The organism is Luteibacter anthropi, assembly GCF_011759365.1.
Classification (GTDB): Bacteria; Pseudomonadota; Gammaproteobacteria; order Xanthomonadales; family Rhodanobacteraceae; genus Luteibacter; species Luteibacter anthropi.
Genome location: NZ_JAARLZ010000017.1, coordinates 1 through 15,254, shown reverse-complemented (window position 1 = coordinate 15,254; position 15,254 = coordinate 1). Strand labels below are relative to the sequence as shown.

Here is a 15,254-nt window from a genome sequence, read left to right as displayed (position 1 = left end):
CTGACTCAGCGTCCCGTCGCGATGCGCTCGTAAGCGCTTTGCAGGCGGGGATCGTCTGGGACGTAATGGCGGGCCCGATCGAGCGAGGTGAAAGCACCCTGCCGATCACCCTGCGAGGCGCGCTGCAAGGCGTTGTCGATCCAGGCGCTGCCGAGGCGATGGCGCATTTCGCCCTGCGAGGCATCACCTGGCGCCAGGTCGGACATCGTCGCGTAGAGATCTTCCGCGCGCTTCACGTTGCCGTTGGAAACCGCCTGGAGCATCAGCTTTTCCACCTGCGCGGGAAGGCCCTGCAACCCCGCGCGGGCCGCCGGGTCGTTGCCGTCGATGGCCAGCGCATTGCGATAAAGGTCGTAGGCGCTGTCACCGGGTGGATCCATGATCTCGCCACGGCCGACGGCAGCCTGCGCCCGCTGCACCAGCGCGGCGACCCGGGCTTTCTGCTCGGGGCTGACGGCCAGCGATGCTTCGGCCGTATCGCCCTGCTGGCCGCCCGCCTGCGCCATGGGCAACTTGCCGGCCTTCGGCGCGGCGGGTGCGGCGCTCCTCAGGTCGGCGCCAGCGATGCGGGCGCGCGCAGCGACCAGCTCTGCCGATTTCGGCGCCAGCTTGGCCGCCTCGTCGAGCAGACTCGCAGCGTGATCGTCGTCTTCGCTGTCGATGGCTGCATTGGCCTGCACGATGAGCGCCTGGGCCACCTGCCCGAGACCTGCTTTCGCGTCGGCGTTGTCGGGGTCGAGCGCAAGGGCCGCGCGAAAACGGGCCAGGGCATTGTCGTCGCCCTCGCCGGTGAAGCGTCCGGCGCGCATGGCGTCGGTACCCTGCTGCACGAGCGCGGCCACGGCCTGGTCGTCCTGCTTGCGGGTCTCGGCCAGCGAGGCGCGCAGTGCGGGGAGGTCGCCATAGTTGGGCACCAGCAGGGCGATGCGGTCTACGAGGGCGTTGGCCTTTGCCTTGTCATTGTCGGCAATGGCCTGGCGCGCCTGCGCTGCGAGACCGTCGCCCACCTTGTCGAGGCCCCGCGCCGCCACGGCATTGCTCTTGTCGGCGTCCAGCACGCGACGATAGAGCGGACCCGCACCGTCGTCGCCATCGAGCTTGCCGGCGGCGAGTGCCTGCTGCGCCTTATCAACCAGGGTTTCTGTCTGCGACTGCGGATTGCGCGCGGTGGAGAGGCGCTGGCTGAGCTGTTCGATATCGCTGCCGCCGCCCAGGAGTTCGCGGGCGACATTGAGCGCGGCTTCCGCCTCATCGAGGTGGCCGGCACTGAGCGCGGCGTCTGCGCGGGCCACCTCGGCCTGCCCCACCCGGCGCAGGCCGTCGCGGGCCTGATCGCTGTCGGGCTGCTGGTCGCGGGCTTTTTCGAAGAGTTCGCGGGCGCTGTCGCCGTTGCTACCGTCGAGGCGGCCGGCATCGAGTGCCTGGTTGGCCTGGGTCAGCAGATCGTTGAGTTCAGTGCGCGGCAGCATGGTGCGCAGGCGATCCTGCTGCAGCCACAGGGCCGTGACTGCGCCGATGAGCACGAGCACGAGGAACGGGATGAGCCAACCGCGCTTGCGCGGACGCTTCGGCGGCGGCACGGGCGCATGCCCGCCGCGACGGCGCGGTTCGTCGATGACGATATGGGGCAGGCCGTCGTCCGCGGGCGGCGGTGTGGGCTTGTCCAGGTCGTCGAGCCGGCCGAGCGTGGGCTCGGTACGGCCGTGGTGGTCGTGGGAATCTCTGCGTCCGCTCATGGGAATGGATCGTCCTTACCAGCACCGGAGCTTAACATTCGCGTGTGAACGGGCGTTGTAGGGCGGTTAATCCTCTGCTTTCGGCTTCGCCGGTCGCGCGCGAGGCGCGCTCCTACAGTGGCTGGGCTTCGTTCCGGCCCGGTCGCGCGCGAGGCGCGCTCCTACATGGCGCTCGTGTAGGAGCGCGCCTTGCGCGCGACCGGGCGGAGCGGTATTCACTGGTTCAAAGCTGCACGCGGATCTTCGTCGCGGCCCGCTTGGCCTTCTCGAGGGCCTCGTCGATGCTACCTCCCCGCGCCAGGGTCACCGCCATGCGACGACGGCCACGCACCTCAGGCTTGCCGAAGATGCGAAGCATGGTGCCGGTCTCGGCCAGCGCCTCGGCGATGCCGTGGTAGGTGGGCGCATGACCCTCGCCCTCGACCAGCACCGCGCACGATGCCGCCGGACCGAAGGCATGAATCTCGGGAACCGGCAGGCCCAGGATAGCGCGCGCATGCAGGGCGAATTCCGAAAGATCCTGCGAAATAAGCGTAACCAGACCAGTATCGTGGGGACGCGGGCTGACTTCGGAGAAAATGACCTCGTCGCCGCGCACGAAGAACTCCACGCCGAACACCCCCCAGCCACCCAGCGCGGCGGTAATGGCATCGGCCTGGCCCTCGGCGGCAGCCTTCGCCGCATCGCTCATCGGCTGCGGCTGCCACGACTCGCGATAATCACCATCCTCCTGGCGATGCCCGATGGGCGCACAGAACGACACCCCATCACGATGGCGCACCGTCAGCAGGGTGATCTCGTAATCGAAATCGATGAACCCCTCGACGATCACCCGGCCCTTGCCCGCGCGGCCACCCGACTGCGCGTATTCCCAGGCGGCGTCGGCATCCTCCGTGCGGCGGACCACGCTCTGCCCCTTGCCGGACGAACTCATCACCGGCTTCACCACGCAAGGCGTGCCCAGTTCGGCCACAGCGGCGAGAAAGGCCTCGCGCGTATCGCAGAACCGGTAGGGCGAGGTGGGCAGGCCCAGTTCCTCCGCCGCAAGGCGACGGATGCCCTCGCGGTCCATCGTGAGCCACGCTGCCTTTGCCGTGGGAATGACCTTCAGTCCCTGCTTTTCAAGCTCGACCAGGGTCGGCGTATGGATGGCCTCGATCTCCGGTACCACCAGGTGTGGCTTTTCCTGCTCGATGAGGGCGCGCAAGGCGGCGCCATCGAGCATGTCGATCACATGGCTGCGGTGGGCCACCTGCATGGCGGGCGCATTGGCGTAGCGATCGACCGCGATCACCTCGACCGCGAAGCGCTGGAGTTCGATGGCCACTTCCTTGCCGAGCTCGCCGGAACCCAGCAGCAGCACCCGCAGGGCGTTATCGGAATGGGGGGTGCCGAAGGTATGCATGAGGAGGCCTTGCCGGGGTCGGGAAACGCCTAGTGTACCGGCTGATCCCCCTGTCTCCGTCGGCACTTGACTCCGGCTGCGAACGTGATGAGATGCAGCTGTCCCCGTTGCCGGACGTACGCCCATGAGACGCTGTCTTGCCGTTCTCGCCGTACTTTCGTGCCTTGCCATCCAGCCGGCCCTGGCCGAACGTCGCTGGATGACCGTCCTGCTGGACGGCCGCAAGGTGGGAAGCCTGCAAATCGATCGCGACGTCACGCCCGATGCCGTCACCACGACGCAGACCCTCGACTTCCGCCTGACCCGCATCCACACGCCCCTGGTGACGCACACCACGGTGAAGACCGTGGAGGCGCCCGACGGCACCCCGCTGGCCTTCTATGCCAACAGCAACATGTCGTCGAAGGAGAGCGTGGTGGAAGGAACCTCCCGTCAGGACGGCACCTTCCAGGTATCGAACACCGTCGGCGGCGAATCGCAGGTCAACCTGCTGATCTGGCCAACCGGGGCGGCACTGATCGAGGGCCAGCGACTGGCGACGGTCGCCCACGGATTTCGTGCAGGAACGACGTATCGCGTGCGCAACTTCGATTCGGTGAGACAGCAGGTCGCCACGGTGGATGTCGCCGTCGTGGGCGACGAAACCATCGAGATGCCCGATGGCAGCCATGAGCACCTTCATCACCTGCGCCAATCGCTGGTCAACGTACCTTCGGCGCATCCGGTCGATATTTGGGTGGACGACCAGGGAGCCATCCGGCGTGGCATTTCACCCCTGCTTGGCTTCCGCCTGGAAATGACCGCCTGCAACCAGGCGTGCGCCCAGGCCCCCGACCAGGACCTGGATATCCTGCGTGCAGCGCTGATCGATTCGCCACGGGCACTGACACCGAACTTCCGCTCCGCACCGATGCGCTACACCATCACCGTGCGCGGCAACCATCCCGAGCCGTTCATCGAGACGGACGAACAACATGTATCGTCATTGGGCGATGGCATGTATTACGTCGATATCGGCTTTGCACGCCCTGGCAGGGAAAGCTCGCCCTCTGGCGAGGACACGGCACCCAGCCCATGGGTGCAATCCGATTCTCCCCGAATCGCGGACTTCGCGAAATCGATCGTCGGAGACGCGAAAACCGACCTGCAGCGCATGCGCAAGCTGCGTGCCTTCCTGTCCGATTACATCGACCAGAAAGGCCTCGACGTGGGCTACGCATCGGCCCTGGAAACACTGGACAGCCGTCGTGGCGACTGCACCGAGCATGCCGTTCTGCTCACCGCACTGGCGCGTTCGCTCGGCATTCCGGCGCGGATGGTTACCGGCATCGCCTATGTGGAACGGATGGGAGGTGCATCGCGCGTCTTCGTGCCGCATGCCTGGACGCAGGCCTATATCGACGGGCGCTGGATCAGTTTCGATTCCGCCGAGCGACGTTTCGACTCGACGCACATCGCCCTGGGTACCGGCAATGGTGACCCGTGGCGTTTCTTCGCCGCGATGAATACCTTGCGAGACATACGCATCGACAAGGCCCAGCCATCGTCGAACCTGATCGACCTTCCTGGTCCGGCCGAAGGTGGTTTCGTTGGCTCGGCAGGTGCGGGCAGCGAACGCTGAAGGCGTCAGTCGCCGGAAGATCCCCGGGCAAGCGACCAGCCCACCGCCAGCCAGCCGGCGATGAAGGCAATGCCGCCCACCGGCGTGATGATGCCGACCCAGCGCGGGGCACCCAGCGTCAGCACGTAAAGACTGCCGCAAAAGAGCACGATGCCCACGGCAAACGACACGATGGCCGTCTTGCGACCGCCGCCGGCCGGCAGGCCCAATGCGGCAGCGAGCAAGGCCAACGTGTGCCAGAAGTGATACTGCACGGCGGTGTGCCACGGCTGCATCGCCTGCGCATCGACCAGGCCGCGCAGGGCATGGGCCCCAAAAGCACCGAGGATCACGGCAGTGGCGCCGGACAGGGCGACGGTGAGTGCCGTGGCGCCGTTGACACGATGTCGCATCATGGGGAATTCCTGTCTCCTGGAGCCATGACGGCGGGAAGGGTGGCGTATGCTTCGGACGATATCTCGCGGAGTGTCGCATGAAGTCGTCCTCTTTCCGCAGGGTCGTGCTGGCCCTGTTCGCCTTCGTCGCCCTGGCCGGTCTTGCCGGCTGCCAGCGCGAACCGCAGCCCGAGTGGCGTCTGAATGATGTCTCCGGCCACCTGCCCGACCTCGACTTCAAGCTGGTGGACGACCAGGGCCGCAACGTGACCGGTGCCGATTACAAGGGCAAGGTTGCCATCCTGTACTTTGGCTACACCCACTGCCCTGATGTCTGCCCGCTCACCCTGACCCAGCTTCACGTGGTGCTAGACCGCCTGGGGCCGGCGGCGGAAAACGTGCGCATTCTTTTCGTCAGCGTCGATCCCAAGCGGGACACGCCGTCGGTGATGCATAGCTATGTCACCGCGTTCGACAAGCGTGCCATCGGCCTCAGCGGCCCCGACCCCGAACTGGAGAAACTGGCCAAGCGCTATCGCTCGGCATTCTCCCGTGAACCGGACCGTGGCGATGGCAACTACGAGGTGAGCCACAGCTCGGCCATCTTCATCTTCGACGCGCAGGGCAAGGCCCGACTGCTTGCCACGCCATCGGCCTCGCAGGACGACATCGTGCACGATCTCACGCTGCTCACCACGCTGGAGAACCACTCGTGATGCTTCGTTCCCTTGCCTTCGCGCTCGTTCTTGTCGCCGGTGGCACACATGCCAGCGACAAACCCGCAAACAAAGCTGTAGCGAAAACGCCGGCGACCGCCTCGCCCGTCATTGCATCGGACGGATGGATTCGCGTATTGCCCGGCACGCTGCCTGCGGGTGGTTTCGTGACATTCGAGAACACCTCGGACCGGGCGCTGTCGATCGTGTCGGCGGACAGTGCCGACTACGGCGACGTGATGATCCATCGCAGCAGCACCGAAGGTGGCATGGGCCGCATGGAAATGGTGGACAGCGTGCCGCTGCCGGCAAAGCAGAAGACGTCGTTCTCGCCCGGCGGTTATCACGTGATGCTGATGGACGCGAAGCACCCGGTGAAAGCCGGCGATACGCTCACGGTGACGTTCAAGCTCTCCGATGGTGAAGCCGTGCCTGTAAAAATGCTGGCCCGCCCGGCAAACGCCACCGGCCCCCACGACTAACCCGCAGGAGCGCGCCTGGCGCGCGACAGCTTCGCGCGCAAGCACCACGATGGATATCCCCTGTAGGAGCGCGCCTGCGCGCGACCGGCCGTGAGTAAGCATCCATCATCGCGGTAACGCCATCGTGATCAAGGTTTCGCGAAAACCTGTCGCGCGCAAGGCGCGCTCCTACAGGGTTATTTCACGAAGAAGGTGGTGGGCAGGGTTATTTCACGACGAAGGTGGCGGGGGCTTCGTGGGGGTGGAGTTCTTCGCGGTAGAGTTCTTCTACCGATGCCGTCGGGGGTCCTTGATGGAGCCATGCCTCCAGCTGATCGATGGCGACCGCCTCGCCGTACGCCACTACCTCGACGCTTCCATCGAGCAGGTTGCGCGCGTGGCCGGCAAGCTTCAAGGTCACGGCCCGGTCACGGGTAGACGCGCGAAAGAACACGCCCTGCACCCGACCCCTGACGATGAAGCGTGCGGCATTCATCTCACTTTCCTCCGGCAATGGCCTCGCCGAGTTTCTTTGCATCCACCGGGCCGACGAAACGCTTGGCAACGTGACCATCCGGTGCGATGAGATAGGTGGTGGGCAGCCCCTGCGGCGGATCGAAATCCTTCGGCGGCTCGGTGACATCCACCTGCGCGATCGGATAGACGACCGGATGCTTGGCCAGGAATGCCTTGATCTCCTTGACGTCGGTGTCCTCGAAGGCCAGGCCGATCGCCGCGACGTTCTTGTGATCCTTCACGAAACCGGAGATATCCGGCATTTCCTTGATGCAGGGCACGCACCAGGTGGCCCAGTAATTCACGATCACCCACTTGCCACGCTGGGCAGACAGGTCGAAGGCATGGCCATCGACCGTGGTGACCTTGAGCGTAGGCGTGGCGGCGGTGGCCAGGACAGGCGCACTGGCGGCCAGGGCCAGGGCGGCGGCGAAGCGCAGGATCATTCGAAGGTGTCCTCGTTGGGGGAACGGACGACTTGGGGAGGAAACAGTGTATCCAGCCGGGCCCCCAGCGTGGCATCCAGCGCCAGCGCGAGATTGTCCAGAAGTACCAGCAGTTCGGCCGGCAACGCGATGCCCAGGCGCTCCACCTGCTCGCGCGGATGCAGCGGCAGGCGGTACTGGGCGCAGCGATACACGCGCAGCAGTTCGGTGGCGTCGAGCGAACGGCTGAGCAACCAGCCACCGGCCTCGCCACGCTGGATCATGTCGGCCTTCTGCAGGTCGTCGAAGTAACTCGCGATGGCATTGGACGACAGATAAGGCTCGCGCACGCGGACGATGGCCGGATCGACACTTTCGCCCAGGCGTTGCGCGCAGACGAAATGCTGGAGCACCACCAGTAGGCCGATGAACTCGGCGCCATCGGGTAAGGCCTCGTGCGGCGTGGTGTACTCGAAGGCGGAAATCGACGCCGCAATGGAGGCGCCAAGGATCACGATGATCCATGACAGGTAGATCCACAACAGGAAAATGGGAATCGCGGCCAGCGCGCCGTAGATTTCCTCGTAGTTCGGCGAGCGGCGGATGAACTGGGTGAAGCCCCAGCGCGCGATCTCGAAAAGCACGGCACCCAGCAGCGCACCGATGGCGGCATGCCGCCACGACACGCGCCGGTTCGGCACCATCGTGTACATGAGCAACAGCGTCACGAACGTGATGCCGAACGGCACGAAATTCAGCAAAGTGCTCTGCGTGGCGATCTGATCCGCCGCCGCATGCAGCATGGGCAAGGCCGTGAGATAGGACGACAAGACGAGGCCACCCACCACGAGGATGGGCCCCAGCGTGAGCGCCGCCCAGTACAGCAGCAGGCGCGATGTCCAGCCGCGCGGCTTGCGCACGCGCCAGATGCGGTTCAGGCGGTCTTCGATGCTGATCATCATGGTGACGGCACTGAACAGCATCACCAGCACGGAGATGCCCGTGAGCTGGCTCGCCTTGTCGGCGAAGGCGAGCATGTATTCCTGGATCTTCGCGCCCGTGGCCGGCACGAAGTTGCGGAAGGCATAGTCGGCAATGCTGCCGCGCCATTCGGCAAACACGGGAAACGCCGACAGGATGGCGAACACCGCCACCGTCAACGGCACCAGCGAGACCAGCGTGGTGTAGGAAAGCGCGCCGGCCGTCTCGAAGCATTTGTCGTCGAGGAAACGCGACCAGGTGAAACGAGTGAAGCTGAGGGCGCGATCCCGATCGAAACGCAAGCGCATGTCCATCCTTTCTTCCCGAACGATTGGGAACGTGTGGCAGTTCTGCGAGACTAGCGCCTTCGAAAAGGCGACCATCCATGTCCCACGACGTACTCGTACTCTACTACAGCCGTACGGGCCACACGGCCCAGCTCGCCCGCCTGCTGGCGCGCGGTATCGAGGAAGTGCCGGGCATGCGCGCCCGCCTGCGCCAGGTGCCTCCGGTGGCGCCGGTCACCGAAACGGCCATGCCACCCGAGCCAGAAGAAGGTGCGCCGTATGTCTCGCGGGCCGACCTGATCGAATGCGTGGGCATGGCGATGGGCAGCCCCACGCGCTTCGGCAACATGGCGGCGCCACTGAAGCATTTCCTCGACACCACGGGTGCGGAATGGGCCTCGGGGGCGCTCGCCGGCAAACCGGCCGCCCTGTTCACGTCCACCAGCACCATGCATGGCGGACAGGAATCCACCTTGCTGTCGATGGCCCTGCCCCTGCTTCACCACGGCATGCTGCTGGTCGGCATCCCCTTCACGGAACCTGCCCTCAGCAGCACCACCAGCGGCGGCACGCCGTACGGGGCCAGCCATGTCGCCGGGCACCGAGGCGACCAGCCCATTTCCGAGGCTGAACGCGAACTGGCGCGTGCGCTTGGCAAGCGACTGGCGGATGTCGCCCGCCGCCTGGGCACGCCGGCGTGACGTCGCCGCTCACGGCCACGCAGAAGACCGGACTCATCGCCTGGGCCGCCCTGCTGGTGGTCCAGGTGCTGTGGTATTCGCTCTACGCGCCGGTATCCATTCCGCGCTGGGTCGCCTTCGCGCTTACGGTGCCGCCGCTGCTGCTCCCGCTGCTGGCCCTGCCCAACGTCATCCGCGCCTTGCTGTGGGTGGGCATCCTTTCGCTGTTCTATTTCTGCCACGGCGTATCGGAGGTGTGGAGCTCCACGGCCGACCGCTGGCTTGCCGTGCTGGAGATCCTTTTTACCCTGCTCCTTATCGGCACGCTCGGTGCCGGCGTCCGTCGCCGACGCTGAATGGCCGGCGGCGCGCTGGCGCGTCCTGCGCCAATGCTGCGCAGCGTCTCGACCTCCGTTGCACGGCGGTGCAGGCTAGATCGCGGATACCGACGAAGAGGACCGCACGATGGGATTCCTTCAGGACTCGCCGCGACTGGCCCACCCGTTCCGCAACGACCGCGTGCTCGGCGCCTGGCTCGCACGCACGTTGCCCGATGACCGGTTCGCCACCACCACTCCCGATTTGGTCGCCCTGGGCGACTACGCCGTCCATGCCTGGGAGCGCAGGCAGCGCACGCCGCGCACCGAACCGGTCCTCACGAACTGGGATGCCTGGGGCGCCCGCGTCGATCGCATCGCCCTGACGCCGGCCTGGGAAGAAGGCCCCTCCCTCACCACACGGCACGGCGTACTGGCCGCTGGCCATGCCTCGACGCCCTGGGCGCGAACGGAACAGTTCGCCCGCGTCTATCTGTATCACCCGGCCAGTGAGTTCTACTGCTGCCCGCTGGCGATGACCGACGGCGCCGCCACGGCCATCCGCGCGACAGGCGGGCAGGCACTGATGGACCGCGCCCTGCCCCATTTCCTCAGCCGCGATCCCGCCACCTTCTGGCTGTCCGGTCAGTGGATGACGGAGACCCATGGTGGCTCGGACGTCGGCCAGACGGAGACCGTGGCCCGTCGCGATCCCGACGGCCAGTGGCGCCTGTACGGCCGCAAGTGGTTCAGCTCGGCCGTCGTGGGTGAGGCTGCGCTGGCGCTGGCCCGCCCCGAGGGAGCTGGCAAAGGCACCGCCGCCCTGGCCCTGTTCTACGTGGAAACGAAGGACGAACACGGCGCCTGGCGCGGCATCACCATCGACCGGCTTAAGAAAAAACTCGGTACGCACGAGCTTCCCACCGCTGAAATTCATCTCGACGGCCTGCCCGCGACACCGGTCGGACCGCTCGAACATGGCGTAAGGCAGGTGACGCCCATGCTGAACATCACACGCACCTGGAACGCCGTGTGCGCCGTCGCCAGCATGGCCCGGGCAATCTCGCTGGCCCGCGACTATGCCCATCGGCGCCAGGCCTTCGGTGCGTATCTCATCGACCAGCCGTTGCACGCACGTACCCTGGCCGACATGCAGGCCGAGTTCGAAGGCGCGTTCTCGCTCGCGTTCTTCGTCGCCGACCTGTTGGGTCGCAGCGAACAGGGCGAAGCCTCTCCCCGTGAAACCGCCCTGCTTCGCCTGCTTACTCCGCTGGCCAAGCTGTGGACGGCCAAGTCATCCATCGCCGTCGTGTCCGAAGCCCTGGAATGCTTCGGTGGTGCCGGCTATATCGAGGACACCGGCCTGCCCCAATTGCTTCGCGACGCGCAGGTTTACGCCATCTGGGAAGGCACCACCAACGTGCTCTCCCTGGACATGCTGCGAACCCTCAGCGCCGGAGGCCTTCCTGCCTTGAGAGAAACCGTGGCCACTCTGGTGCCGGCCGGCTCGACCGCCTTGCGGCCTATCCATGCGGCGCTGGACGCCACCGAATCGCTGCTCGCCGATACCGCCTCGGACCGTGGCGCACTCGAGGCCTCGGCTCGCGGCATCGCCTTCACGCTGGCCCGGAGCATGGCTGCGGCCCTGCTGGTGCGCTCGGCCGGCTGGGGAGAAGCGGCAGGCGATGATCGCCCGCTGGCGGCCTGCCGTCGCTTTATTGCACGGGGCCTGGACCGGCTGTCGCTGCCCCACACCGACGACGACGCCACGCTGGCGTATGACCGACCGGCGACACCCTGCGCCCGGAAGGTGCGGGCGGCCATGTAGAATGGCCGCCCCGCTCCACGCCAGTCCCAGGTCAGCCCATGCAGCATCTCACCATCGTCACCACCGGCGGCACGATCGACAAGGTCTACTTCGACGACAAGTCCGACTACCAGATCGGCTCGCCGCAGATCGGTGAGATCCTCACCCAGCTGGGCGTGGCATTCCGTTTCGACGTGATCCCCATCCTGCGCAAGGACAGTCTCCACGTCACCGACGAAGACCGCGCCCTCATGCGCAGCACCATCGAGGCACAACCGCACCGCCACGTACTGGTCACCCATGGCACCGACACCATGGTGGAAACGGCGAAGGTGCTCGAAGGCATTCCGGGCAAGGTCATCGTGCTCACCGGTGCCCTGAACCCCGCCCGCTTCCAGGGCTCTGACGCCGTGTTCAACATCGGCTGCGCCGTTGGCGCCGTGCAGACACTGTCCGATGGCGTGTACATCGCCATGAACGGCCGCGTGTGGGACCCGAAGACGGTGCGCAAGAACCGCGACGCCAACCGCTTCGAAGCCGTCTGATTCAGCGCGTCGCCTCGCGACGCGCCCGGTCCTCGACCACGGCATCCACGGTGGCGCCGGCATCCATGACGCCAGCGCCACAGCCCTTCGGACAGCGCCCCTGCACGGGCCGCGCGTTGTCCACCAGTTGCTGCCTTACCTCCTCTACGCTGATCTGCGGATCGGCCGAGCGCATGAGTGCCACCAGCCCCGCCACCTGCGGCGCGGCCATCGACGTACCCGCCAGGTAGCCGAACACCGGGCGCGTTGCAGACGTGCGGCCAAGATCGAGCGTGGACACGATATCGTCCCGACGGATGCCTGACTTCGAGCCGCCCGGTGCGGATAGCGTCAACCCGTCGCCATGGTTGGAGTACCACGCCTGGCTGCCATCGCGCGCCAGCGCACCCACCGAAATGACGCCCGGGCAGTTAGCCGGTGAGAAAGTGGATGCCTTGACGCCATTGTTGCCCGCCGCGACGACGATGACGCTCCCCCTCGCCTGTGCGGCGGCGATGGCCGAAGCAAACGCCTCACCACATGCACCGGGACCACCCAGGCTGAGATTGATCACATCGGCCCGCCGCTCGACCGGAGGCACACCCTCCACGTCCCCACCCGACGCCCAGGTGATGGCATCGACCACGTCGGATGTCCAGGCACCGCACATGCCCGCGGCACGAACCGGCAACAACATCGCCCCCGGAGCCACGCCGACAACACCGTAGCTATTGCCTCCACGCGCGACCGCGAGTCCCGCCACATGCGTGCCATGCCAGGACGACGGATGCGCCACGAGCGATCCGCACTCACCCGGATCGCGCCAGTCGCCTTCGTCGGTGGGATCGGCATCCCTTTCGTCCCCGTCGCGGGCTTCCTGCGCGTCGGACAGAAAGTCATAACCGGGCAACAGGCGTCCTTCGAATTCCCGATGAGAAACGATGCCGGAATCGACGACAGCCACCACGGCACCGTCGCCCTGTGTGTAACGCCAGGCCACTTCCGCATCCGTGCCGTAGCGTGGATCGTGCATGTACCACTGGCGGCGCCAGAGCGGATCGGTCACGGCCGTGAGCTGCAGGCGGCGATCCTCTTCGACGGAAACGACCCCGGGAAGTGCGCGTAGTGCGTCGGCATCGGCCACCTCTTGTTCGTATACCGCTGCATCGGCGCCGAGCGATCTGAGCCGATTCGCGGCGATGTCCTGGGTCGGTGCCGCCGATCGCCGGACACGTTTTCCTGGTGGTTTTGTTTCGGAGACGGACTGTGGGCTGGAGAACCGGACGATGTAGCGGGTGGACGATAAGGCGCCCTCACTGAAAGTGCCCAGAGCAAGGATCACGACGACGGCAAACGGACAGCGCATGAGGATGGTCCTTTATAAATGGACCATCCACGTTAAATGTGTGCGATTCGCTCGGCGATCACTGCCACCCGTGAGTTCGTGCCGGCAAGCCAACCTGCGCGATGTGGACTTGCCCGCTTGAGGGTAAACGGTCGCGCGCGAGGCGCGCTCCTACAGTCTTTAGGTGGTCGACTTGTATCTGGTCGGCGGATGAGGATTCGCGCCAGTGGCCCGGTCCTGGCGACACCGGCCGTTGTAGGAGCGCGCCTTGCGCGCGAAGGGGTATATCGCATGCCCGGTCGCGCGCAAGGCGCGCTCCTACAGTCAACGTGATTGGAGAACGGCGGATTCGCGCCAAAGGTCGGTGCCGCCATCGGTGGCGTGGCGGTCGATTTCCGCGAGTTCTTCTGCGGAGAACGACAGCTGTTTTACGGCATCCAGCGAATTGTCCAGCTGCTCGACGGTGCGCGCGCCGATCAATGCAGAGGTAACACGCGGATCGCGCAGCACCCAGGCAATGGCCATCTGCGCCAGCGTCTGGCCGCGACGCTCGGCGATGGCGTTGAGTGCACGGATACGCTGGAGATTTTCATCACTCAACATGTCCTTGCGGAACGAGCCATCACGCGTGACACGTGCATCGGCAGGCACGCCACCGAGGTACTTCGAGGTGAGCAGCCCCTGCGCCAGCGGCGAGAATGCGATGCAACCGGTACCGAGATCATCCAGCGTATCGAGCAGGCCATCCTCGATCCAGCGATTGAACATGGAGTAGTTCGGCTGGTGGATGAAAAGCGGCACGTGCTCGTCGGCAAGGATGGCGGCGGCCTTGCGGGTGAGTTCGGGCGAGTAGCTGGAGATGCCGACGTACAAGGCCTTTCCCTGGCGATGGATATGCGCCAGCGCACGCATGGTCTCTTCCAGCGGCGTCGTCGGGTCCACGCGGTGTGAGTAAAAAATATCCACGTAGTCCAGGCCCATGCGCTTCAGCGACTGGTCGAGGCTGGCGATGAGGTATTTGCGACTGCCGCCGATGCCGCCATACGGACCGGGCCACATATCCCAGCCGGCCTTGGTGGAAATGATCAGCTCGTCGCGATACGGCGCGAAGTCGGTGGCGAGAACACGCCCGAAGTTTTCCTCGGCCGATCCCGCGGGCGGACCGTAGTTGTTGGCCAGGTCGAAATGCGTGACGCCGCGATCAAAGGCACGACGCAGGATGGCGCGGCCGGTCTCGAAGACATCGGTGCCGCCAAAGTTCTGCCACAGGCCGAGCGAAATGGCAGGCAGATCGATACCGCTGCGACCACAGCGGCGGTAAGGCATGAGGTTGTCGTAACGGTCGGGGGCGGCGCGGTAGGACATGGGAAAGGCTCCATAGGGATGCCCGTCATCCTAGCAACCTCGGTGCATCGGATATCGACTTGTCTTTCAACACAGCGATGAAGCACGTTCATCGCCGATACGACATTTGTCACCCACGCAGCCCCGCCCGCGCCAGGCAGGCGGTCGGCGACCCATCCTGCAACCCCGCTCCCCTGTAGGAGCGCGCCTTGCGCGCGACCGGTGATATCGAAACGATGAAGATGTTCGCGACAACCGGTCGCGCGCAGGCGCGCTCCTACAGGGCGTCAGCAACGCCATGGGCAGGTGTGCACTGGCTACCGAAGGGGCAGGAGCCGACCGTGTCGGCGATGGCTATGGGGCGATTGATGCGCGTTCGCGAGCACCCATCGCGGATGCGATCCGCTCCCACCCCTTTAGTAGTGGCGTTGTAGGAGCGTGCTTGCGCGCGACCGGTGATATCGAAACGATGATGATGTTCGCGATAACCGGTCGCGCGCAGGCGCGCTCCTACAACAAGCTGCCGCGACGAGGGGAGAGGCGGCGGGGGCGGCCCTTGGCGCGACTTGATGGAGGTGAGGGGAGCGGGCGGATAAGGCCGCGTAGCGGGGCCGGCCAGGAAGGCCGGCCTTTCCTGCCGAGGCACGGGGCGATCTCAACCGGTCGGTGCAACACCAGCGTCTAATCGGGACGGAGGTGGGCATCATGAGCAGAA

Annotated in this window: 15 protein-coding genes; 7 read left to right on the top strand and 8 right to left on the bottom strand. The window is 65.8% G+C overall.

Going from position 1 to position 15,254, the window contains the following annotated elements; genetic code table 11:
• Window positions 1-5: 5 nt before the first annotated feature.
• Entirely contained in the window at window positions 6-1,736 is a 1,731-nt protein-coding gene (locus HBF25_RS21360; RefSeq protein ID WP_166952677.1) for a UDP-N-acetylglucosamine--peptide N-acetylglucosaminyltransferase SPINDLY family protein, read from the bottom strand.
• Between the two features lie 223 nt (window positions 1,737-1,959).
• Window positions 1,960-3,141 (bottom strand): formate-dependent phosphoribosylglycinamide formyltransferase, encoded by a 1,182-nt coding sequence (gene purT / locus HBF25_RS21355; protein WP_166952674.1) that lies wholly within the window; start codon window positions 3,139-3,141, stop codon window positions 1,960-1,962.
• A gap of 124 nt (window positions 3,142-3,265) precedes the next feature.
• Here purT and HBF25_RS21350 point away from each other — a divergent pair, with 124 nt between their 5' ends.
• Complete coding sequence (locus HBF25_RS21350; protein WP_166952671.1) at window positions 3,266-4,762, top strand: transglutaminase-like domain-containing protein; 1,497 nt, start codon at window positions 3,266-3,268, stop codon at window positions 4,760-4,762.
• Window positions 4,763-4,767: 5 nt separating this feature from the next.
• Here HBF25_RS21350 and HBF25_RS21345 read toward each other — a convergent pair whose 3' ends face one another.
• Complete coding sequence (locus HBF25_RS21345; protein WP_166952803.1) at window positions 4,768-5,154, bottom strand: DUF423 domain-containing protein; 387 nt, start codon at window positions 5,152-5,154, stop codon at window positions 4,768-4,770.
• An 80-nt stretch (window positions 5,155-5,234) separates the two neighbouring features.
• On the opposite strand from HBF25_RS21345, the gene HBF25_RS21340 reads away from it, so the two are divergent.
• Together HBF25_RS21340 and HBF25_RS21335 are read left to right on the top strand one after the other, a co-directional pair.
• A complete protein-coding gene (locus tag HBF25_RS21340) occupies window positions 5,235-5,852 on the top strand; it encodes an SCO family protein (protein WP_166952668.1) in 618 nt (205 codons plus the stop codon).
• The gene (locus HBF25_RS21335) at window positions 5,852-6,334 is read left to right on the top strand and encodes a copper chaperone PCu(A)C (protein ID WP_243853369.1); all 483 of its coding nucleotides are present in this window, start codon (window positions 5,852-5,854) and stop codon (window positions 6,332-6,334) included. Before HBF25_RS21340 ends, HBF25_RS21335 begins: the two co-directional genes overlap by 1 nt.
• Window positions 6,335-6,539: 205 nt before the next feature.
• On the opposite strand, the gene HBF25_RS21330 is transcribed toward HBF25_RS21335, so the two are convergent.
• Genes HBF25_RS21330 through HBF25_RS21320 form a run of 3 tightly spaced genes read right to left on the bottom strand, consistent with a single transcriptional unit; the run spans window position 6,540 to window position 8,543 of the window.
• Window positions 6,540-6,809, bottom strand: coding sequence for an acylphosphatase (locus tag HBF25_RS21330; RefSeq protein ID WP_166952661.1), 270 nt, complete (start codon window positions 6,807-6,809; stop codon window positions 6,540-6,542).
• A gap of 1 nt (window position 6,810) precedes the next feature.
• Window positions 6,811-7,275 carry a TlpA family protein disulfide reductase gene (locus HBF25_RS21325; protein WP_166952658.1) on the bottom strand — a complete coding sequence of 155 codons (465 nt, stop codon included), beginning with the start codon at window positions 7,273-7,275 and terminating at the stop codon, window positions 6,811-6,813.
• A complete protein-coding gene (locus tag HBF25_RS21320) occupies window positions 7,272-8,543 on the bottom strand; it encodes a YihY family inner membrane protein (protein WP_166952655.1) in 1,272 nt (423 codons plus the stop codon). The genes HBF25_RS21325 and HBF25_RS21320 overlap by 4 nt, the downstream gene beginning before the upstream one ends.
• A gap of 77 nt (window positions 8,544-8,620) precedes the next feature.
• Here HBF25_RS21320 and wrbA point away from each other — a divergent pair, with 77 nt between their 5' ends.
• From wrbA to HBF25_RS21300, 4 genes are all read left to right on the top strand, one after another.
• Window positions 8,621-9,223, top strand: coding sequence for an NAD(P)H:quinone oxidoreductase (gene wrbA / locus HBF25_RS21315; protein ID WP_166952652.1), 603 nt, complete (start codon window positions 8,621-8,623; stop codon window positions 9,221-9,223).
• Entirely contained in the window at window positions 9,220-9,558 is a 339-nt protein-coding gene (locus HBF25_RS21310; protein ID WP_166952649.1) for a DUF2069 domain-containing protein, read from the top strand. The genes wrbA and HBF25_RS21310 overlap by 4 nt, the downstream gene beginning before the upstream one ends.
• Before the next feature lie 109 nt (window positions 9,559-9,667).
• Window positions 9,668-11,347, top strand: a complete 1,680-nt coding sequence (locus HBF25_RS21305) for an acyl-CoA dehydrogenase family protein (RefSeq protein ID WP_166952646.1) — start codon at window positions 9,668-9,670, stop codon at window positions 11,345-11,347.
• Between the two features lie 38 nt (window positions 11,348-11,385).
• The gene (locus HBF25_RS21300) at window positions 11,386-11,871 is read left to right on the top strand and encodes an asparaginase domain-containing protein (RefSeq protein WP_166952643.1); all 486 of its coding nucleotides are present in this window, start codon (window positions 11,386-11,388) and stop codon (window positions 11,869-11,871) included.
• Between the two features lies 1 nt (window position 11,872).
• On the opposite strand, the gene HBF25_RS21295 is transcribed toward HBF25_RS21300, so the two are convergent.
• Window positions 11,873-13,216 carry a S8 family peptidase gene (locus tag HBF25_RS21295; protein WP_166952640.1) on the bottom strand — a complete coding sequence of 448 codons (1,344 nt, stop codon included), beginning with the start codon at window positions 13,214-13,216 and terminating at the stop codon, window positions 11,873-11,875.
• 303 nt (window positions 13,217-13,519) lie between these two features.
• A complete protein-coding gene (gene mgrA / locus HBF25_RS21290; protein WP_166952637.1) occupies window positions 13,520-14,560 on the bottom strand; it encodes an L-glyceraldehyde 3-phosphate reductase in 1,041 nt (346 codons plus the stop codon).
• Window positions 14,561-15,254: the final 694 nt, after the last annotated feature.